Source organism: Pseudomonas sp. LBUM1651 (assembly GCF_059716135.1).
The window spans coordinates 3214121-3233245 of the sequence record NZ_CP166805.1 but is presented as its reverse complement, the minus strand read 5'-3'; the positions used below and the strand labels follow the sequence as shown (position 1 = coordinate 3233245).

The window sequence follows — 19125 nt, the reverse complement described above, 5'->3', positions numbered from 1 at the left end:
GTGGCCAGTGCGCTGTGGAGTCGATGTTAGGCATAGGCGGCGGCGTGAAAGAATCTGAAAATTCAAATCAATACTTCAGACTTTCATCAACAAATAGCTAGCTATTTATCGCGCTTCACAAGAAGGATTTTATGGTCGAGTACGTGTCTACGCTGGCTATTAGCGAGAGATGCCATTGTTACGGCATCATTTTGAAGACTCCCAAGCGAACCTTGGCTGCTAATGGTCTGATTTTGGCCGAAAACTGCCTGCTGCGACGGGTCACAATTGGCCGAGGTTGTGTAATAACTTTTTAGAGCAGGTTTTATAGTCTGAATCGGGACGAAAATCGCGCTCCTACGCAAATTCCAGAACCACTGAGCTGCCACCGTAGCCACTCAGCTGCAGAGCTCCTTGACTCTTGCAATCAGGTGCAGAAGCGATTTGTAAAATTTGATCACTTTGAAAGCTTAAAAAATGTGTACATCATCCCGTACATCGAAAGCATTGGTCACAGAAAAACATCAATACTTTCAAGGAGAAAGATCGTGGATTTCAGTCTCGTTTCCCGCTCCAAATACAAAAAAAGCGCCACTCAATTGAGTGGCGCTTTTTTTTGGCGCGTTTTTTTACGCTCGGCATCAGAAAAAAGAGGCTTCGGCCTAATGCCAGTCAGTTAAGCAGATTTGTAGGAGCGAGCTTGCTCGCGATGGACTTCAAGGCGACGCGTTTATCCAGAAAATACGCGTTATTAACGTCCATCGCGAGCAAGCTCGCTCCTACAAGGGTCAGCTTTCGTTTAACTGATCGGCTTTATGCTTCGGCCTCTTTTTTTCGTTCCAGCGATTTCATTGAGCAGATCATCAAGCAACGCTGAGGTCACCGTGAGGCCATTCAGACATCGTTGCTCTATAGGCAATGAAGATGCGAAGGCATGAAAAGACTGCTTTCAGGAAATCGGATCAAGAGATGGACCCGCCAGAACGGCGGGTCCGACAGTGGATCAAAGTTTCGGCAATTGCCCGATGCGCCCCATCATTTCGGTCACGATCTGCAGGTCCAGCAGGAACTGGTCGACGGTCTTGAACTCGTTGTCGGTGTGGCCGGTGTATTTGACCTCGGGCCGGGCCAGGCCGAACTGCACGCCATTGGGCAATTCATGAACCGAGGTGGCGCCAGCAGAGGTGCCGTACTCGTGTTTCATGCCAAGGTTTTCGCTCGCCACGGCCAGCAGGGCCTTGACCCATTCACCCTCAGGGTTGCGGTACATCGGCTCGGCAATCGAGTAGTCGAAAGTCGCTGCAACGTGGGACTGCTTGCTCCAGGCGCCAATCTTGTCGGCGATTTCGGCCTTGAGCGCTTCCGGGGACTTGCCCTTTGGCACGCGCAGGTTGACCGCGAGCTTAAAGGCTTTTTCATCCATCCCGACATACGTCAGGGAAGTGGTCAGCGGTCCCATGAAGGCATCAGAGAAACCGACTCCCAATTTGCCGCCCAGGTAATCCAGACCCCAGTTGTCGGCGGCGTAGCGGGCGGCGTCGGTGATGTGGTTGTGCTTGAGCGCGACCTTGCCGTCGAGGCCATTGATGAAGACCAGCATCCGGGAAACCGGGTTGATGCCTGATTCTGGCTCGGAGGAGTGGGCGGAAACGCCGGTAACCGTCAGCTTGACGTCCTTGCCGACGACCTTGGCGGTCACGCTGAAATTACCGCCATTGCGCTTGGCATACTCCGCACCAGCCTTCTGCAGGCTGTTGGCCAATTCGGCGGGCTTGTCACTCAGCAGAGTGGCGACCGAAGCCGACGGAATCTGGTTGGTGGCCAGGCCGCCGGTCATCGAGGTGATTTCTGCGCCCTTGCCGTCAGCCTTGCGCTTGGGGAAGTTGGCCATGACGGTGCCGTAGCCTTTCTCGGCAATCACCACCGGGTAGCCGCCATCCAGCGCCAGGTTGTAGTTGGGTGTCGAGTTGTGTTCGAAGTAATAGGGGATGGCGTCGCCGGAGGTTTCCTCGGTGGTGTCGACCAGCAGCTTGAAATTCCTCGCCAGTGGCAGTTTCTCTTCCTTGATGACCTTCATGGCGTAGAGCGCCACCACGATGCCGTTCTTGTCATCTTCGGTGCCCCGGCCATACATGCGGTCGCCGATCAGGGTGACCTTGAACGGATCGAGTTTGGTGCCGTCTTGCAGGACCCAGTTCTCCGGCGTCACGGGCACCACGTCGGCGTGGGCGTGAATGCCGACCACTTCATTGCCAGTGCCCTCGAGGGAGATCTCATAGACGCGGTTGTCGATGTTGCGAAAGTTAAGGTTGAAGGCCTGGGCAAGGCTCTTGATCTTGTCGGCGATCTTGATGAATTCAGGATTGTCGTGCTGGGCAACGCCGTCCACGCGGAAGGTCGGGATGGCCACCAGCTCACGCAGCGTTTCGGTGGCCGCGCTGCCGTACTTCACTCGCGCATAGAGGCCCAGCAGGCGATGGATTTCGTTCTGCTGGTCGGCGGAAAGGGTCTTGTTGTCCAGGAAGGCACTGATCGCCGCGCCGAGGTCATCGGTTTTGGCCAGGTCGGTCTTGGCCAGGCTTGTCAGGAACTGCCTGAAATCGGTTGCCGATGCGTCACTGAACGTCTTGAGGATAGTCGCGCTCTGTTGTGGGGTGATGTTGGCGTGCGCGGCCGTGGTGAACGACGAAAGGCTGGTCAACATCAGGGTTGTCACGGCCAGGTGCTTGAATGAGAAGTCCATTGCTGGGGCATTCCTTTGCAGGTGGTGAGTTAGAAGTGTTTGATTAATGAAACAAAACATTACCAAACTAACATTGTAGGAGCGAGCTTGCTCGCGATGGTCTAAAGGACGCCGCGTTATCCAGGCAACACGCGTTTTCGTTAACGACCATCGCGAGCAAGCTCGCTCCTACATGGCTTCCCGAGTCTTTCTGAATGCGCGCAGATAAAAAAATGGCTGGATATGTTATAGGGTAACAATATAAGGTGCCCGGCAAGCTGTTCTGCGGGACACGTTTATTCACCCTTTGTGTTGCGAATCTCCATGACCATTGCGCCTCCTCGTTCCACCGGCACGGCAGTCGGCCGGCTCCTTTCCATCGATGCATTGAGAGGCATGGTGATTCTGTTCATGCTGCTCGACCACGTCCGCGAAACCTTTTTCCTGCATCGACAGGTGTCCGACCCCATGGACATCGCCACGACCGAACCCGCGCTTTTCTTTAGCCGCACACTCGCCCATTTGTGCGCGCCGGTCTTCGTGTTGCTCACCGGTCTGTCGGCCTGGCTATACGGCGAGAAATACGCCGGCAAGGCCGATGTTTGCAGTTTTCTGTTCAAGCGCGGTCTGTTTCTGGTGGTGCTTGAGTTCACCCTGGTGAACTTCGCCTGGACGTTCCAGTTTCCACCGACCGTTATCTACCTGCAGGTGATTTGGGCCATCGGCCTGAGCATGATTGCGCTGTCGTTATTGGTCTGGCTGCCGCGTCCGATGTTGCTGCTCTTGAGCCTGGCGATCATCGCCGGGCACAATTTGCTGGACACTTTGCACTTCCCAGTGGAATCGGCGATGCACGTGCCTTGGGCGATTCTCCATGATCGCGGCTGGATCGAACTGGTCGAAGGATTTCGGCTGCGCACGTCCTATCCGGTGCTGCCGTGGATTGGCGTGATCGGCCTGGGTTATGCCATGGGGCCGTGGTTCGGGCGAGCGGCGGACGCCAAGGTGCGTCAACGCATATTGCTGATCGGTGGTGTCGCCGGGCTGGCGGGATTCATTGCGCTGCGGCTGCTCAAGGGTTATGGCGAAAAGCCCTGGAGCGTGGGCGAGACGCCTCTGCAAACGCTGATGAGTTTTTTCAACATCACCAAATATCCGCCATCGCTGCTGTTTGTTGCACTGACCCTTAGCGCTGGATGCTTGTTGCTTCTGTGGTTTGAGCATGCGCAGAAGCGCCGGTGGCTGCGTCCACTGACGGTATTCGGATCGGCGCCGATGTTTTTCTATTTGTTGCACCTGTACGCGCTGAAGGTTTTGTATGTCATCGCGGTCGCGCTGTTCGGGTTGAACCAGGGCGCGTGGTTTGGTTTCACGTCGGTAGGCACTGTCTGGCTGGTGGCAGTCTTGCTGGCGATTGCGCTTTATCGTCCGGTCAGTTGGTTCTCTTTGTTGAAGGCTCGACGTCGAGACATTGCCTGGCTCAAGTATCTCTGATGACGCCATTTGTGCACTTTTATAAAGCCGTGCTGCATCTCGTTGCACTATGCGAAGGCAAGAGCGGCCTGTTTTCGCGGTGAATTCAATGCCGAAACGTCAGAGAGGCCGCCCCTGAGCAGCACTTTTGCGATCTGGCACAAACACTGCAACACACCGAACAGGCCCACCATGAATGCAGTCGAGTGGGCAGCCCCCTCGGTCAACGACGATCGATTCGTGGGCAACATCGGTGAGTCAGGCATAGACGTCTGGTTTAACACCGCAAAAGAACAGGCAAAGACGCCTGGAACCGAAAGGTTTCAGGCGTTTTTTTTTGCTTTTTGAACCGCTTTAGCCGGGTGCTTCTTATGAATTCCAATGTTGCCGCGTCGAACAAATTGCAAACGCTGATCGTGATTGGCAATGGCATGGTCGGCCATCATTGCGTCGAGCAGTTGATCGAGCGGGGCGCGCTTGAACAGTATCGATTGCACGTGTTCAGCGAAGAGCCGATGCGCGCCTACGACCGCGTGCATCTTTCCGAGTATTTTTCTGGTCGTGATGCTGAATCCCTGGCCCTTGGTGAGGCCTCGCTGTACCAGACGCCGGGCGTCACCCTGCATTTGGGCGTGCCGGTGCTGGAAATCGACCGCGCCCGTCGTCAGGTGATCACCGCGCAAGGTTGCGTCCCTTACGACAAATTGGTCCTGGCCACCGGGTCTTATCCGTTTGTGCCGCCGATTGAAGGCGCGGAGGGCGATTCACGCCTGGTGTATCGAACCCTTGAAGACCTCGACGCCATCCGCGCCGCCGCTGGTAATGCCCGACGTGGCGTCGTGGTGGGCGGGGGGCTGTTGGGTCTTGAAGCTGCCAATGCGCTGAAAAGCCTGGGCCTGGAAGCGCATGTCGTTGAATTCGCTCCACGCCTGATGCCGGTGCAGCTGGACGAGATGGGTGGCCTTGCGCTCAAGTCGCAGATCGAAAGGCTGGGCGTCGGTGTGCACCTGTCGCGCGCTACTCAGTCGATCAGCGTGGGCGAGGAGTATCGCTACCGCATGAACTTCGCCAACGACGAGTTCCTCGAAGCCGACCTGATCGTTTTCTCGGCCGGCATCCGCGCACAAGATGCGCTGGCCCGGCAATGCGCGCTGGACATCGGTCCGCGCGGCGGCGTCGTGATTGACGACGAGTGCCTGAGCAGCGATCCGGACATTTACGCCATCGGCGAGTGCGCCTCGTGGAATGGCAGCCTGTTCGGCCTGGTCGCGCCGGGCTACCAGATGGCGCGCAGCGTCGCGGCACGCTTGTGCAACGAGGTCGCCGAGCCCTTCATGGGCGCCGACATGTCGACCAAACTCAAGCTGCTGGGCGTCGATGTCGGCTCCATCGGCGACGCCCATGGCAGCACGCCGGGTGCGCGCAGTTATCAATTCATCGACGAAACCACGGCCAGCTATCGGCGGCTGGTAGTGGATGCCTCCGGCAAGCATGTCATCGGTGCGGTGCTGGTCGGCGACAATAGCTATTACGACACGCTGCTGCAGTACACGCAAAACGCCATAGCCCTGCCGTCGGAACCGGCCAGCCTGATTCTGCCGTCCTCCGAAGGTGCGCCGACACTGGGCCCGGGCGCATTGCCCGAGTCGGCCACGGTCTGCTCGTGCCACAACGTCACCAAGGGTTCCATCTGCTCGGCCATCGACGGTGGCTGCACCGACCTCGGCCTGCTCAAGGCGCAGACCAAGGCCTGCACCGGCTGCGGCGGTTGCGCCGGTTTGCTCAAGCAAGTCTTCGAGCATGAACTGATTGCCCGTGGCGTCAGCGTCGACAAAAGCCTCTGCGAACACTTCGCCTACACCCGTCAGGAACTCTATGCGTTGGTGCGGGTAGAAGGGGTGATCACCTTCGAAGAACTGCTGGCCAAACATGGCCGTGGCCACACCGGGTGCGACGTCTGCAAACCGGCGGTGGGCTCGATCCTCGCCTCGTGCTGGAACCAGCCGATCATGGACGCGTCGCTGGTGCCGTTGCAGGACACCAACGACACCTTCATGGCCAACATGCAGAAAAACGGCACCTATTCGGTGGTGCCGCGCATTCCCGGGGGCGAAATCACCGCCGACAAGCTGATCGCGATCGGTGTGGTGGCGAAGAAATACGACCTCTACACCAAAATCACCGGCGGCCAGCGTATCGATCTGTTCGGCGCTCAGTTGCATGAATTGCCGGACATATGGGCCGAGTTGATTGAAGCCGGTTTCGAAACCGGGCATGCCTACGGCAAATCGACCCGAACCGTGAAGTCTTGCGTCGGCAGCACCTGGTGCCGCTATGGCGTGCAGGACAGCGTGCAAATGGCCCTGACGATCGAGGACCGCTACAAAGGTTTGCGCTCGCCGCACAAGCTCAAGTTCGCGGTGTCCGGTTGCACCCGCGAATGCGCGGAAGCCCAAAGCAAAGACGTCGGCGTGATCGCCACCGAGAAAGGCTGGAACCTTTACATCGCCGGTAACGGCGGTATGCGCCCGCGCCACGCCGAGCTGTTCGCCACCGACCTCGACGACGCCACCCTGATCCGCTACATCGACCGCTTCCTGATGTTCTACATCCGCACCGCCGACAAACTGCAGCGCACCTCGGTGTGGCGAGAAAGCCTCGAAGGCGGCCTCGATTACCTCAAGGACGTCATCATCCACGACAGCCTTGGGCTTGGCGCGGAACTTGAATCGCAAATGCAGCTGGTGGTCGACCGCTATGAATGCGAGTGGGCCAACGCACTCAAAGACCCCGAGAAACTCAAGCGCTTCCGCACCTTCGTCAACGATAAACGCCCGGACCCGGACATCCACTTTGTCCAGGAACGTGGTCAACGGCGCCCGATCATGGCGGCCGAACTCAACCTTATCCCTGTCACCGAGGAGCCTGCCTGATGAGCCAGTCCACTACCCGACGCATCGATTCTGTGGTCAACACCGATATCTGGCAAACCGTGTGCGCGCAGCAGGATCTGGTCAGCAACTCCGGCGTTGTCGTCTGGCTCGATGGCGCCCAAGTGGCGCTGTTCTACCTGCCGGGTGCCGAGGGTCGGAGCCTCTATGCCATCGACAACCATGACCCGCAATCCGGGGCGAACGTCATCGGTCGTGGATTGGTGGGCAGCATCAAGGGTGATCTCGTCGTCGCTTCACCGATCTACAAACAGCATTTCCGGCTGGAGGACGGCAGTTGCCTGGAATATCCGCAACAGCGTCTGCGTGTCTGGCCGGTACGGCTGGAGGAGAGCGTGGTTCAGATTCGTCTGGACTGATCACCGGGCAAATTTTTTTTGAAATCAAGGGGTTGCCAGCCTTCGGAAATCAGTACATAATTCACGCCATCGAAAGCACTGACCGCTGAAAAAGCTCAATGTTTTCAAGGGGTTAGATCTCGAATCTGATTCCAAGTTTGTACGCGTTTGGTGTTGTGCTACATGACATCAGATGTTTGAGGCCGAGTAGCAAAATGGTTATGCAGTGGATTGCAAATCCACCTACGCCGGTTCGATTCCGACCTCGGCCTCCACTTTAAACAAGCTCCGTAGATCGATGATTTACGGAGCTTTTTTATTTGCATTGTCCTGCAAGAATTAGTCTTGAAATGGGCATTTGCGAACTTGCTTCACCGGGACGGGATGTATATATTTCGTCCTCTGTTGCACAAGCGTCAGAACTGACAGATCCACATTTGTCAGCCTTCAGACTGCTTACCGCGCTACCGCCCGAATGGCGAAACTGGTAGACGCATGGGACTTAAAATCCCCCGCTCGTAAGGGCGTGCCGGTTCGATTCCGGCTTCGGGCACCATATATATCAAAGGCTTACGCTTAGCGGCGTAGGCCTTTTTTGTTGGGTGGATGGTTTTCGTGTCTATACGGTATCTGTTAGACGGACACGCGGAGAAACATGCACCTAGGGTTCCACTTTGGGACACGGCAAACACTGGCGAAGTGATCGAAACCAAAGGCGGCAATCACAAGCTGCTAAAAGAGTGGACCAGTTCGGCGCAGACGTAGTCGAGTCCTGGCTCACTCAGTAAGATCTTTTTGAGTACAAATGTAGGCCCTGCGGTGTCGGCATCTTCATGGGGGGGGAAGGCGAATCCATTGAAGATGCCGACTTGAACTGGGGAGGTATATTTACTCTGGTCGATGGGGAAACTACCAAGTTCTTTGCAGGAAGTGGTCGGGTTTTTCGCATGGACAAGCGGCGGTAGGCATCTTCTCTGATACTTGACCGCCGCGACACATACCTAAGGGCTAAGCGATTTTCAACGCTTTGAGAACGACCAGCGATTTTTCAGCAAACGATTTGGCCTGTTCGTTCAGTTCGGCAATATTCTCTTCGGCGGTAATGATAGGCTGATCGCCTTTAACGATGACCTCGCCTTGTTCGCTGAGAATACCCCACGCCAGCTTCGCCCAATCAATCGGCTGCTTTTTGTCTGATTTGATGGCGATCAGGAACAACTGTTCGAAGCGGCTGACCGACACGCCACCACCTGTTACCGGGCTAGCCAGGGTCTGGATTTGGTTGGTGAACAACGAGCGTTTGCACAGCTGCAAGTTCAGGGTATTGCAGCGCTCCTGCACCAGCTTTTCGGCTGCTTCGCCCTGGCAGGGTGCAACCGCTCCCATGCCCACCAGCACGTTGACGGCCTGAAGCAAGTCATCAAAAGTCATCGCAGGTAGGGCACCTGATAACTGTCGTAGAGTTTTGGGTGCGTAGGCTTTCGCCGACAGGGCTTCGAGTACCGGGCCATAGATCTCTGCTTGAAGCGTGGCCTCGCCGGCAGGGCCTTTGATGGTGCTCGATACACTGTCTGCAACTTGCAGCATGACAAAACGTGTTTTGAGCATCTTCTCGCGCTGCTCAGATGCCGGCAGCCTGCGGGCGCCACGCATGTACAGATCTTTACGAAATTGCTTATTAACGAAGTAGTCACGCGCCTGTTCGCGCATGATTGGGTGCTCGATGCCCTCCAAAAAGTCCATGCCTTCATCGCTCAGGTTGAGCGGATTGACTGCATCCAGCGGTACCGCCGTCGTGGCGTAATCAAGCTTGGCTGGACTTAGAGCGTCCACCACGTCGGTGAAGTATAGGCAACTCCAGTTTCGATTAAGGTATTCATGGGCAACGTACTGGCGATTCTGGCCTTTGATGCTCTGTAGCTTGGCGCCAAGGTAAGGGGCCGTTTCGGCGTACTTAGGGTTGGCTGCAAGCAGAGCGTCGGAGAATTGAAGCGCGGCATCAACGCGATCGCTCGGGCGAAATGATGGAGCTGCATACTGGTCATGCAGGCTCAACAGCTTGCGCAGCGGTGCCATAGGTGACCAGCCTGGCGCGCAATTGTAGTCGACATACAACTGCCCACCCGGCTTGAGGTGGCGACGGGCGAATTCAACGATTATTTTTTGATTGTCGTGGCTGACCCAGGCCCAGATGCCATGCAGGCTGATGCTGTCGAACTGCGGCAGATCCTCGCGGGCCAGAAGTTGTTCGAAGCTGTCATCATAAAACTGCGCATTGCTGCTGTAGGTCGCCGCCAGTTCGTTGGCATGGGCAGCCTGGGTTGGGGTGAAGTCGGTTCCCACGTAACACCCTGGATTGGCTGCGGCGTGGATGTTGATCGAGACGCCTTGGCCAAAGCCCAGTTCACAGTGGTAGGCATCAGCACTCTCCAAGCTGGCAAAACCACGCAACAGTAAGCAATAGCGCTGGAACACGGGATTGATTTCTCGGCAATACCCGTAAACGTAATCCTCGTCCGTGAAATAACCTTCGTTCCAAGCGTTGCTCATGGTTTGCATCCTTTTATGTGGGAGTGAAAAGTTGTCCGTTATAAAGGGAAACTATTGCACGCCACAAGCAGGAAATTAAGTAGGCGGGTTGGACTGTACAGGCCACTCATGGGGAGGCTGCATGAAAGCGTGGAAACGGCGTTTGCCGCCATGATCGAAACCGAAAACCCCAGCGTCATGTACATGGATGAATGGCTTGACGCCGGCAGCTGTGACTCGAATCGCAAACCCACCGGCCATGTCGTCGTAAAAAATGGCCTCAGTTTTTCCTGCTGGGCAGACGCAGCGGGTATCGATCGATTGCTTGGTGACGCGGAATTTGTTGTCGCGCGTGTCATGACCTCCGATTGGGTGAGCGTTTGTCCATGGAAACTCATGGAAACCCTATGGAAACTTTTGCGGGGAATCCTGGGTAATGCCGAGCAGGCTCTAGGAAGCTCAATCTCTACTGTTTTCCTCTGTAAGTAACTGATCCGTAAAGAATTAGTAAGCTTGAGCAAGAAGAATCAATGTTGGGTAAGATCGAGCAATGTCACGACACGAATAACTTAAAATCCCCCGCTCGTAAGGGCGTGCCGGTTCGATTCCGGCTTCGGCACCATCTAAAATCAAGGGTTTGCGGGCGAAAGCTGATGCAAACCCTTGTTTGTTTTCGGTCCGTTATTTTTGACTGTCGGTTTCCCGTTTCCCGCGCCGCTCGATGTCGGTAGGGCTTCCGATGTCAACGAGCCTTCTCTCCATCAGAATATTCTGCAGTGCCTGGCGATGTGCCGGCTCCAGCTGATGCTCTCTCTCCTTAAGCTCCAGCAAGATCGGGCTGGACCAGGTGCGGTAGGTTTTCTCCGCCATACGAATCGGTGTCATTTATCCCTCCTTGATCAGTCTTCACATTAAGGTTGGCACGTTTCCGATGCGTTAGAAATCCTAGTTGAGGAAACGGTTTATCGCCAAAAAAGGGAGCGGCAAACGACGCTTTACCCGGAAGCAAAAGGGAGTTGGAAGGTGGCTGGATACGTGATCTGCGTGACATATAAAGAGTATGTTAAAGAATGCAACACCGTACGCAGCGACGGTGTTTCTGTTTGGATGATCGATGAATACAAAAAGACGACTAATAATAAATTCAGTGTGCAGTAGTTGAGTGACGGCTGATGCACACCGAATTACTGAATGACCGCGCGGGGCGCTTCAATATTAGACTTCGCTTGCCCAGACACCCGTGGCGGCAGTGCGTCGAACATAGTCGCTGAAGTCCCGCGCCGGGCGACCCAGAGCACGTTGTACGCCATCGGCCACCGGCGTATTGCGGCCGTCGAGTACGGTGGTAAAGAGGTAAAGCACCAGATCGATCAATTCGGCGGGTAGCTGTGCCTGTTCCAACGCCTGCCGATAGGCGTCTGGCGGTAATGCAACGAACGCAATATCCCTTTGTGTCTCACGGGCAATTTCAGCGACGGCCTCAGCGAAGGTCAATGCTCGCGGACCCGTCAATTCATACAGTTGGCCTGCGTGTCCGGGCCTGGTCAGCGCCTCGACTGCGATCTCGGCGATGTCTTCCACGTCGACGAAGGGCTCGGCGATGTTGCCGACGGGGAGGGCGAGTTCTCCTTGCAGAATCGGTTCGAGAAAATGGGCTTCGCTGAAGTTCTGAAAGAACCAGCTGGCCCGCAGGATGGTCCAGTCGGCCCCGCTGTTTTGAACGACGCGTTCGGCTTGTTCCGCTTCAACTTCGCCGCGCCCCGACAGCAGCACCAGTTTGCGCACTCCACTCTTGACCGCCTGATCGGTGAATGCCTGCACGGTCTCAACGGCGCCGGGTACCGCGAGGTCTGGTTGAAACGAGATGTAGGCGGCGCGAATGCCATCGAGCGCGGCTGCCCACGTTCTTCGATCCTCCCAGTCGAAAGCAGGATTTGCTCCACGAGAGCCCAGACGGACAGGCACTCCGTCCGCTTTCAGTCGCTGAGCAATTCGCCCCCCGGTTTTGCCTGTTGCGCCGAGAATCAGGATGGTTTCCTGGGTGGTTTTCATCGCGTTCATCTCCATCGGTTTAATGTGAGTGATGCTCATGTTTTAAAGATGATAAACCCTCATGTTTTAACGTCAACCGGCAGAATCGATGAAACCGACGTACGGGCAGTGCTAAGGTGAGCCTATGTCATGTTATTGATCGGGAGCGCGCCAAGTGCCCAAGAAAACCACCGAAGTCGTCGAACTGCCTGTCTCCGAGCCGGCCCGGCGCAATCCCACACAGCAGCGCAGTCGCGAGCGTCAGGAGCGAATCCTGGCGGCGGCGACCCAATTGACGGCGAGCAAGGGCAGCGATCAACTCAAAATGAGTGAAATCGCAGAATGCTGCGGTATTTCGATCGGCTCGCTTTATCAGTACTTTCCCGACAAAAGTTCGGTCATACAGACCCTGGCAGAGCGCTACAACGCCGAAAGCCGTCGCTGTATCGAAGCGGCGCTGGCGGCGGTTGAAGATGCGCAAGGGCTGAACGCAGCCTTTTCAGCGTTGCTCGACGAGTATTACGAGATCGTGCTGGCGACACCGGCGATGCGCGACATCTGGTCGGGCATGCAGGCAGACAAACAACTCATGGCGCTCCAGCTGCAGGAAAGCCGGATTGCCGGCGGGTTGCTGGCTGACGTGATGCTGCGGGTGTATCCAGGCAGTGACGTGGGGCAGGTCCGGGCCTCGGCCTTTTTAATCTGGCACCTGGGTGAAGCGACCATGCGCCTGGCCATCTCCTGTGCACCCGAAGAAGGGCGCGGATTGGTCGAAGCATTCAAGCGAATGTCTTTGCGTGAATTCACCGGGTTGGCGGCTGGGACGAAGGGCGTCGCAACCGCCAGACCTGCCTGTTAAACGAAAGGTTGACCGGTAAAGCCCCGAGGCAATCGTTGCAGGCCGTCCATCGCGGTAAGCCGTTCGACCCACGCAGCGCGCCAGTCATTGGCGGTGTGAGTGACTTTGGCTTTGCGTGCGGCGCGGCGTGCAGCGTTTCGTTGGTCTTTGCGCGCATCCTTGAACGCATCGGTGTTTCGGCAGCTTCTGCATTTCACCCGGGTCAGTTCAGTGGTTGAGGTGAGTTTGCTTCCTTTGTGACCGCAGGCCAGATGCCCGCCAACTTTGAAGTGAGTAACCATCAGACGCCTCCTTGGTGACGTGTAATCGTTGGACCTCCCGCAAGTAATGACGTTCGACGGGCAAAAAAAATGGCCCGCATGCGGGCGGGCCAAGGGGTTCATCAAAAGGAGTAGGTTCACTGTACGGCGTGATTTGTGAACGCTGTGTGAAATGGCCGGGCAAAAAAATCCCGACGCCAGGCCGGGTGGGGGTTCAGCAGTAGATGATCAGGCAAGTACGTGCACGGTGACGAAAACGTCGCCGTTCATGCGCCCTGAATCAGACCGTGCTTGCGTGTCCGGGGTCCAGATCGAATCATCTGAACCTTGGCAGCGGCGGGTCGACAGGCTTGAGCGAGGACAACGTGCTGCGGATCAGTGGCGCATCCTTCTCGATGTCGTTCAGGCGATCACGAATTCTGAGGGCGGTCGGGTGCCCGCCTTGATGATCGACCCAGTCGGCGATTTCCTTGCACGCCGCGGCCAAGCGAGCCTGGCGGGAATCAAGCAGAGTGAGCAGGGTGGTGATGGACTCTTTTTCGGACATGGCAAACACCTCCGTTCAAGAAACCTGGCAATTGGCAACAAAAAGCCCGCTTGGAGCGAGCTTTCTGCCGATGGGATCGCTGTTCCCTCAGCCATTTTCAGTATAGACCCGGACTTCAGCCTTGTCGGGCCTTCACCTGCGATCGGGCGTTGAGTTGACGGCAGGCGCGATGGGCATCTTCTTCAACATCATAGCCGTCGCCGATGAAGCCATTGGTGCGGGTATCGGCGATGCGGTACCAACATTCAGCGTCAGGTGGCGGATGACCGGCTTCCCCGGCTCGACGACCATGAACGATGATCTTGTTGCAGGGCTTCACAACGTAAATGTCTTCCATGGCGTCACCGAAGCTGATTTCTGTCACAACAACTATAGAAGCCATTTGTGATCGTGCAAAAAATGGACAGGTCAGTTCGTCGGTTGAGACGCTTCGATCATCCGTTCCAGGTACATCGCCAGCCCGACTTCTTCGGCCCTGAGGCCTTTTCGGGTTCTGGGGCGCGGCAACTCGGCCAATGCCCCCAGCAGAAAACCCTCGAGCACCGCCGGGTGGATGTAGCACTTGCGACAGACCGCCGGGGTGTTGCCGAGTTGCCTGGCGACGTCCTTGACCATCTCCACCACATGGCGCTTGGCATCCGACTCCGGTTCCCACTGCAATTCGCGCAGCACCGCCAACGCCAATGCGCTGCCGGCCCAGGTGCGGTAATCCTTGGCCGTGAAGTCGGCGCCGGTCAGGGTTTGCAGGTAGGCATTCACGTCGGAGGAGCTGACGGTGTGCCGTTCACCGTTCTCATCCAGATACTGAAACAGATTTTGCCCGGGAATTTCCTGGCAGCGTTTGATGATCCGCGCCAGGCGCCGGTCTTTCACGGTGATCTGGTGTTCGACACCGCTCTTGCCACGGAACTGGAACCGGATCGCACTGCCGTTGACCTCGACGTGACGGTTGCGCAGGGTGGTCAACCCATAGGAGCGATTGTCCCGCGCGTACTGCGTATTGCCGACCCGGATCAACGTCGCATCCAGCAGGGTAATGACCGTGGCCATGACTTTGTCGCGGCTGAAACCCGGCGCCTCCAACAGCGTTTCAAGCTGTTTGCGCAGCTTCGGCAGAGCCAGCCCGAAGTCCCGCAGCCGCGAGTATTTATCGGCATCACGCACTTCACGCCAGCGCGGGTGATAACGGTATTGTTTGCGCCCCCGGGCATCGCGGCCGGTGGCTTGCAGATGCCCGCGCGGGTCGGCGCAGATCCACACGTCGATGTAGGCCGGGGGCACGGCGAGGGCGTTGATGCGCTTGATTTCGTCCGGATCAGTGATGCGCTGACCCGTGGGCTCGAAGTAGCAAAACTTGCCGCGCAGTTTCTTGCGAGTGATGCCGGGCTGGGTGTCGTCGACGTAGTGCAGGTCGGGCGGCAGCACGTCGGGCAATGCGGAATCGGGCATGGCGGTAATCCTTGGCGACGAATCAGGGGCCGTTACAGGCATTGACCGCGTGCCGATGCAGACGTGCCAGCGGATTTACGCCAGCACCGCCACCGCCTTGATCTGCGCCCAGAGTTGCTGGCCGGGGTGCACGTTCAATTGATCCCGGGAGTAGCGGGTGATCCGTGCCAGCAGCGGCGTGCCGGCCGCGTCCAGTCGAATCAGCACGTGGGCGGCATTGTCCGCGCCCATTTCACTGACCACCGTCACCGGCAGACGATTGAGGATGCTGCTGTGCTCGACGCTTTGCAGGCTCAGGCTGACATCACGTGCCTGAACCTTGCAGCGAAGTGCCTGGCCGGCGTCCATCGGTGTGTGTGTCACGCGAATGTTCAGCGCGGTGCCCGGCAATTGCAGGGTCAGTAATTGATAGTCCGCGTCATACGTACTGACATGGCCCTCAATCACTACGCCGGCGTCATCGCCCAACGCCAATGGCAAGTCGAGGCGAGCCAGGGTTTCACCGATAGGGCCGCTGGCCAGTGCCTTGCCGTGGCTGAGCAGGACGATGTGGTCGGCCAGTCGCGCCACTTCATCCTGGGAATGACTGACGTACAGCACCGGAATGTCCAGTTCATCGTGCAACCGTTGCAGGTACGGCAGGATTTCGCTTTTGCGTTGCGAATCCAGTGCGGCCAGCGGTTCGTCCATCAGCAACAGCTTCGGGCTGGTCAGCAGGGCGCGGGCGATGCCGATGCGCTGCCGTTCGCCGCCGGAAAGGTTTTGTGGGTGACGATCCAGTAGATGGCCGATGCCCAGCAGTTCAGTCGCGTGAGCCATGTCGACCCGGCGCTGTTGTTTCGGGATTCGCCGGAGTCCGAATTGCAGATTCGCCAGCACCGACAAATGCGTAAACAGACTGGCTTCCTGAAAGACATAACCGAGCGCGCGTTTGTGCGGTGCGACGAAAATCTTCCTGTCGCTGTCTTGCCAGACTTCATCGTTGACCTGGATAAATCCGCGTTCCGCTCGTTCAAGACCCGCGATGCAGCGCAGGCACGTTGTCTTGCCCGAGCCGGAGTGACCGTAAAGCGCGGTGACACCACGGCCCGGCAGTTGCAAATCCACATCCAGGGCGAACCCCGAGTAGTGCAGTTTCAGACGGGTATGAATCATCAATCAGCTCCAGCCTGCTTTGGTTTTGCGACTGGAGTAGAGCGCCAGTAACACGGCAAACGAGAACACCAGCATCGCTCCGGCCAGCCAGTGGGCCTGGGCATATTCCATGGCTTCGACGTGATCGTAGATTTGCACCGAGACCACGCGGGTCTTGTCGGGAATGTTGCCGCCGATCATCAGCACCACACCAAATTCGCCAACGGTGTGGGCGAAACCGAGAATTGCCGCCGTGATAAAACCCGGTCGGGCCAGCGGCAGGATCACACTGAAAAAAGTGTCCCAGGGATTGGCACGCAAGGTCGCGGCCACTTCCAGTGGGCGGGTGCCAATGGCAGAAAAAGCGTTCTGCAGCGGCTGGACCACGAACGGCATCGAATAGAGCACCGAACCGATCACCAACCCCGCAAAACTGAATGTCAGGGTGCCGAGCCCCAGTGATTGGGTGAAGTGGCCGACAAAGCCATTAGGGCCGAGCGCCAGCAACAGATAAAAGCCAATCACCGTGGGCGGCAGCACCAGGGGCAGGGCGACGATCGCCCCGACCGGACCGCGCAGCCAGGACTGGGTGCGCGACAGCCATAACGCAATCGGAGTGCCGATCACCAGCAGGATAACCGTCGTCAGGGACGCGAGCTTCAGGGTCAGCCAGATCGCGGAAAAGTCGGCACTCGATAGGGTCATTTAGAGTTGGTAGCCGTAGGACTTGATGACAGCAGCGGTTTTCGGCCCCTTGAGGTAGTCAACCAGTGCCTTGGCGGCCGGGTTGTCCTTGCCTTTGTTGAGGATCACCGCATCTTGTTTGATCGGTTCGTGCATGTTGGCTGGAACGATCCACGCCGAACCGCTGGTCACTTTGCCGTCTTTGTAGATCTGCGACAAGGCGACGAAGCCCAGTTCTGCGTTGCCGGTGGAAACGAACTGGTAAGCCTGGGTGATGTTCTGGCCTTCAACGATTTTGTCTTTGACCTTGTCGGTCAGGTCCAGCTTGGCCAGTACCTGGGTGGCGGCGAGGCCGTAAGGCGCGGCTTTCGGGTTGGCGATCGACAGATGCTGGTATTGGTTGTCGCTCAACACTTTGCCCTTGGCATCGACATAACCGTCCTTGGCCGACCATAGCGCGAGGGTGCCGACGGCATAGGTGAAGCGCGAGCCCTTGACCGTGTCGCCTTCGGTTTCGAGTTTTTGCGGGGTGGTGTCGTCCGCCGAGAGGAACACCTCGAACGGTGCGCCATTCTTGATCTGAGTGTAGAACTGGCCAGTTGCGCCAAAGGAGGTGACCAGTTTATGCCCGGTGTCTTTCTCGAAGTCGGCAGCGATGGCCTGGATCGGCGCGGTGAAGTTGGCCGCGACAGCGACCTGGACTTCATCGGCCTGGGCAGTGCCGATGGCGAACACCGCGAGCAGGCTCGCCAGGCAGGTTGGGGCAAAACGTGAGGCACGAATGGTCATGAAACGGCTCCGTGGTAGGCAAATACAGCGGGGAGTGAAACGCTATATAGTGGAATATATAGCGAAATACCTACAAACGGAATGTGCTGGAGCAGGATTGAATGGTGGCGAATAAATCTCTGTGGCGAGGGAGCTTGCTCCCGCTCGGCTGCGAAGCAGTCGTAAAACTTTTAGGGCCGCTACGCGCCCCAGCGGGAGCAAGCTCCCTCGCCACAGTGTTCAGCGGTGCAGCAGCTTCGCCAACCCTTCCTCGGCCAAACGCCGCGTCAACTCCGCCGTCGTCATCTCAACCCCCAACGTAAATGCCTGCCCGGCCCAAAGGTTGCTGAAATCGGCTTCCCCCTTCGCCCGCAACGGCATCAACGCTCCACCCGCCAATGGAAAGGCCGGTGCCTTGTCGCTCATCGGCCCGAGTTCACGCATGACCCGATTGAGAATTCCCCGCGCCGGGCGGCCGGTAAAAATATTAGTGACAGCGGTCTCGCTCTCCTTGGCCGTGCGCAATGCCTTGTGATGGGAGGGGCTGACCTTGGCCTCCGGCGTGAACAGATACGCCGTACCCACTTGCACCGCTGAAGCGCCCAACAGAAATGCCGCCGCGACGCCTCGTGCATCGGCAATACCGCCGGCAGCAATTACCGGTACTTTCACCGCGTCGACGATTTGCGGCACCAGCGCGAAGACACCCACCTGGCTGCTCAGATCGTCGCTGAGAAACATGCCCCGATGGCCTCCGGCTTCGTAACCCATGGCGATGATGGCGTCGCAACCGTGTTGCTCAAGCCAGATCGCTTCTTCGACGGTCGTTGCTGAAGACAGCACCTTTGCGCCGGTGGCCTTGACGCGATCGAGCAGGGATTTTTCCGGCAGGCCAAAGTGAAAGCTGACCACTTCGGGGCGACATTCTTCGATCACTTCGCAGGTCGCGTTATCGAATGGCGCGCGATTGGACACCGGCGTCGGCGCGTCGAAGTCCACGCCCAGCTCCCGGTAGTAGGGCTCCAGCAGATTCTTCCAGTCCCGAGCGCGTTGCTCATCGGCTGCCGGCGGTTGGTGACAGAAAAAATTGACGTTGAAAGGGCGCTGAGTGTGTTGGCGGATCGTCTTCAATTCTTCGCGCAACTGCTCGGTGCTGAGCATCGCCGCAGGCATCGAGCCCAGGCCACCGGCGTTGCTCGCCGCAATCACCATGGCCGAACCGGTGGCGCCAGCCATCGGAGCCTGGATGATGGGCAGTTCGATCCCCAGCAGATCAAGAATTCGGGTGTCTGGCCATTGGCTCATTTGTAAGGTACTCCGGCATCACAACAGGAACGGGTTTTGTACCAGCAATGGCGGGCGCAAGACCAATCGATTTTTGCATGGGGTGCGCGATCACCG

19 protein-coding genes and 2 tRNA genes are annotated in these 19125 nt (G+C 57.4%); 9 read left to right on the top strand and 12 right to left on the bottom strand.

Annotation, left to right across the window (positions count from 1 at the left end; all coding sequences use genetic code 11):
* Nucleotides 1-982: 982 nt before the first annotated feature.
* Nucleotides 983-2722, bottom strand: a complete 1740-nt coding sequence (locus ACA066_RS15045; protein WP_497695540.1) for a dipeptidase — start codon at nt 2720-2722, stop codon at nt 983-985.
* A 303-nt stretch (nt 2723-3025) separates the two neighbouring features.
* Between ACA066_RS15045 and ACA066_RS15040 the strand changes: the two genes are divergently transcribed.
* From ACA066_RS15040 to ACA066_RS15010, 7 genes are all read left to right on the top strand, one after another.
* The gene (locus tag ACA066_RS15040; protein ID WP_497695539.1) at nt 3026-4195 is read left to right on the top strand and encodes an acetyltransferase domain-containing protein; all 1170 of its coding nucleotides are present in this window, start codon (nt 3026-3028) and stop codon (nt 4193-4195) included.
* Nucleotides 4196-4366: 171 nt separating this feature from the next.
* Entirely contained in the window at nt 4367-4522 is a 156-nt protein-coding gene (locus tag ACA066_RS15035; RefSeq protein WP_497695538.1) for a hypothetical protein, read from the top strand.
* A gap of 23 nt (nt 4523-4545) precedes the next feature.
* On the top strand, nt 4546-7107 hold the full coding sequence (gene nirB, locus ACA066_RS15030; protein ID WP_497695537.1) for a nitrite reductase large subunit NirB: 2562 nt from the start codon (nt 4546-4548) through the stop codon (nt 7105-7107).
* The gene (nirD, locus tag ACA066_RS15025; RefSeq protein ID WP_497695536.1) at nt 7107-7484 is read left to right on the top strand and encodes a nitrite reductase small subunit NirD; all 378 of its coding nucleotides are present in this window, start codon (nt 7107-7109) and stop codon (nt 7482-7484) included. Before nirB ends, nirD begins: the two co-directional genes overlap by 1 nt.
* A gap of 180 nt (nt 7485-7664) precedes the next feature.
* Nucleotides 7665-7738 (top strand) — tRNA-Cys (locus ACA066_RS15020).
* A 194-nt stretch (nt 7739-7932) separates the two neighbouring features.
* Nucleotides 7933-8019, top strand: a tRNA-Leu gene (locus tag ACA066_RS15015).
* A gap of 50 nt (nt 8020-8069) precedes the next feature.
* Nucleotides 8070-8228, top strand: coding sequence for a hypothetical protein (locus ACA066_RS15010; RefSeq protein ID WP_497695535.1), 159 nt, complete (start codon nt 8070-8072; stop codon nt 8226-8228).
* A 243-nt stretch (nt 8229-8471) separates the two neighbouring features.
* On the opposite strand, the gene ACA066_RS15005 is transcribed toward ACA066_RS15010, so the two are convergent.
* Nucleotides 8472-10013, bottom strand: coding sequence for a methyltransferase regulatory domain-containing protein (locus ACA066_RS15005; RefSeq protein ID WP_497695534.1), 1542 nt, complete (start codon nt 10011-10013; stop codon nt 8472-8474).
* Between the two features lie 150 nt (nt 10014-10163).
* Between ACA066_RS15005 and ACA066_RS15000 the strand changes: the two genes are divergently transcribed.
* Nucleotides 10164-10481, top strand: coding sequence for a hypothetical protein (locus ACA066_RS15000; RefSeq protein WP_497695533.1), 318 nt, complete (start codon nt 10164-10166; stop codon nt 10479-10481).
* Nucleotides 10482-10673: 192 nt separating this feature from the next.
* Here the strand turns inward: ACA066_RS15000 and ACA066_RS14995 are convergent, their stop codons facing one another.
* Nucleotides 10674-10877, bottom strand: a complete 204-nt coding sequence (locus ACA066_RS14995; protein WP_497695532.1) for a hypothetical protein — start codon at nt 10875-10877, stop codon at nt 10674-10676.
* Between the two features lie 330 nt (nt 10878-11207).
* Nucleotides 11208-12044: an NAD(P)H-binding protein gene (locus ACA066_RS14990; protein WP_497695531.1), complete on the bottom strand. Its 837-nt coding sequence runs from the start codon at nt 12042-12044 to the stop codon at nt 11208-11210.
* Nucleotides 12045-12198: 154 nt separating this feature from the next.
* Here ACA066_RS14990 and ACA066_RS14985 point away from each other — a divergent pair, with 154 nt between their 5' ends.
* A complete protein-coding gene (locus ACA066_RS14985; protein ID WP_497695530.1) occupies nt 12199-12882 on the top strand; it encodes a TetR/AcrR family transcriptional regulator in 684 nt (227 codons plus the stop codon).
* Here ACA066_RS14985 and ACA066_RS14980 read toward each other — a convergent pair.
* The 8 genes from ACA066_RS14980 to ACA066_RS14945 form a co-directional block, all read right to left on the bottom strand.
* The gene (locus ACA066_RS14980) at nt 12879-13163 is read right to left on the bottom strand and encodes a hypothetical protein (RefSeq protein ID WP_214383023.1); all 285 of its coding nucleotides are present in this window, start codon (nt 13161-13163) and stop codon (nt 12879-12881) included. The two genes, ACA066_RS14985 and ACA066_RS14980, sit on opposite strands and share 4 nt — an antisense overlap.
* A 295-nt stretch (nt 13164-13458) precedes the next feature.
* Entirely contained in the window at nt 13459-13689 is a 231-nt protein-coding gene (locus tag ACA066_RS14975; protein ID WP_084319985.1) for a hypothetical protein, read from the bottom strand.
* Between the two features lie 115 nt (nt 13690-13804).
* Nucleotides 13805-14026: a hypothetical protein gene (locus ACA066_RS14970; RefSeq protein ID WP_497699881.1), complete on the bottom strand. Its 222-nt coding sequence runs from the start codon at nt 14024-14026 to the stop codon at nt 13805-13807.
* A gap of 71 nt (nt 14027-14097) precedes the next feature.
* Entirely contained in the window at nt 14098-15138 is a 1041-nt protein-coding gene (locus ACA066_RS14965; RefSeq protein ID WP_497695529.1) for a DNA topoisomerase IB, read from the bottom strand.
* A gap of 75 nt (nt 15139-15213) precedes the next feature.
* Complete coding sequence (gene modC / locus ACA066_RS14960) at nt 15214-16293, bottom strand: molybdenum ABC transporter ATP-binding protein (protein ID WP_497695528.1); 1080 nt, start codon at nt 16291-16293, stop codon at nt 15214-15216.
* A gap of 3 nt (nt 16294-16296) precedes the next feature.
* A complete protein-coding gene (gene modB, locus ACA066_RS14955; protein WP_214383030.1) occupies nt 16297-16977 on the bottom strand; it encodes a molybdate ABC transporter permease subunit in 681 nt (226 codons plus the stop codon).
* Complete coding sequence (gene modA / locus ACA066_RS14950; RefSeq protein ID WP_497695527.1) at nt 16978-17745, bottom strand: molybdate ABC transporter substrate-binding protein; 768 nt, start codon at nt 17743-17745, stop codon at nt 16978-16980.
* A gap of 219 nt (nt 17746-17964) precedes the next feature.
* On the bottom strand, nt 17965-19029 hold the full coding sequence (locus ACA066_RS14945) for an NAD(P)H-dependent flavin oxidoreductase (RefSeq protein WP_497695526.1): 1065 nt from the start codon (nt 19027-19029) through the stop codon (nt 17965-17967).
* Between the last annotated feature and the right edge of the window lie 96 nt (nt 19030-19125).

Coding starts and splice junctions, on each gene's coding strand:
- ACA066_RS14990 (WP_497695531.1), bottom strand. CDS start 12,044: ATGAAAACCACCCAGGAAACCATCCTGATTCTCGGCGCAACAGGCAAA.
- modA (WP_497695527.1), bottom strand. CDS start 17,745: ATGACCATTCGTGCCTCACGTTTTGCCCCAACCTGCCTGGCGAGCCTG.
- ACA066_RS14965 (WP_497695529.1), bottom strand. CDS start 15,138: ATGCCCGATTCCGCATTGCCCGACGTGCTGCCGCCCGACCTGCACTAC.
- ACA066_RS15035 (WP_497695538.1), top strand. CDS start 4,367: ATGAATGCAGTCGAGTGGGCAGCCCCCTCGGTCAACGACGATCGATTC.
- modC (WP_497695528.1), bottom strand. CDS start 16,293: ATGATTCATACCCGTCTGAAACTGCACTACTCGGGGTTCGCCCTGGAT.
- ACA066_RS14945 (WP_497695526.1), bottom strand. CDS start 19,029: ATGAGCCAATGGCCAGACACCCGAATTCTTGATCTGCTGGGGATCGAA.
- nirB (WP_497695537.1), top strand. CDS start 4,546: ATGAATTCCAATGTTGCCGCGTCGAACAAATTGCAAACGCTGATCGTG.
- ACA066_RS15045 (WP_497695540.1), bottom strand. CDS start 2,722: ATGGACTTCTCATTCAAGCACCTGGCCGTGACAACCCTGATGTTGACC.
- ACA066_RS15040 (WP_497695539.1), top strand. CDS start 3,026: ATGACCATTGCGCCTCCTCGTTCCACCGGCACGGCAGTCGGCCGGCTC.
- modB (WP_214383030.1), bottom strand. CDS start 16,977: ATGACCCTATCGAGTGCCGACTTTTCCGCGATCTGGCTGACCCTGAAG.
- ACA066_RS15010 (WP_497695535.1), top strand. CDS start 8,070: ATGGTTTTCGTGTCTATACGGTATCTGTTAGACGGACACGCGGAGAAA.
- ACA066_RS15000 (WP_497695533.1), top strand. CDS start 10,164: ATGATCGAAACCGAAAACCCCAGCGTCATGTACATGGATGAATGGCTT.
- ACA066_RS14980 (WP_214383023.1), bottom strand. CDS start 13,163: ATGGTTACTCACTTCAAAGTTGGCGGGCATCTGGCCTGCGGTCACAAA.
- ACA066_RS15005 (WP_497695534.1), bottom strand. CDS start 10,013: ATGAGCAACGCTTGGAACGAAGGTTATTTCACGGACGAGGATTACGTT.
- nirD (WP_497695536.1), top strand. CDS start 7,107: ATGAGCCAGTCCACTACCCGACGCATCGATTCTGTGGTCAACACCGAT.
- ACA066_RS14995 (WP_497695532.1), bottom strand. CDS start 10,877: ATGACACCGATTCGTATGGCGGAGAAAACCTACCGCACCTGGTCCAGC.
- ACA066_RS14970 (WP_497699881.1), bottom strand. CDS start 14,026: ATGGAAGACATTTACGTTGTGAAGCCCTGCAACAAGATCATCGTTCAT.
- ACA066_RS14975 (WP_084319985.1), bottom strand. CDS start 13,689: ATGTCCGAAAAAGAGTCCATCACCACCCTGCTCACTCTGCTTGATTCC.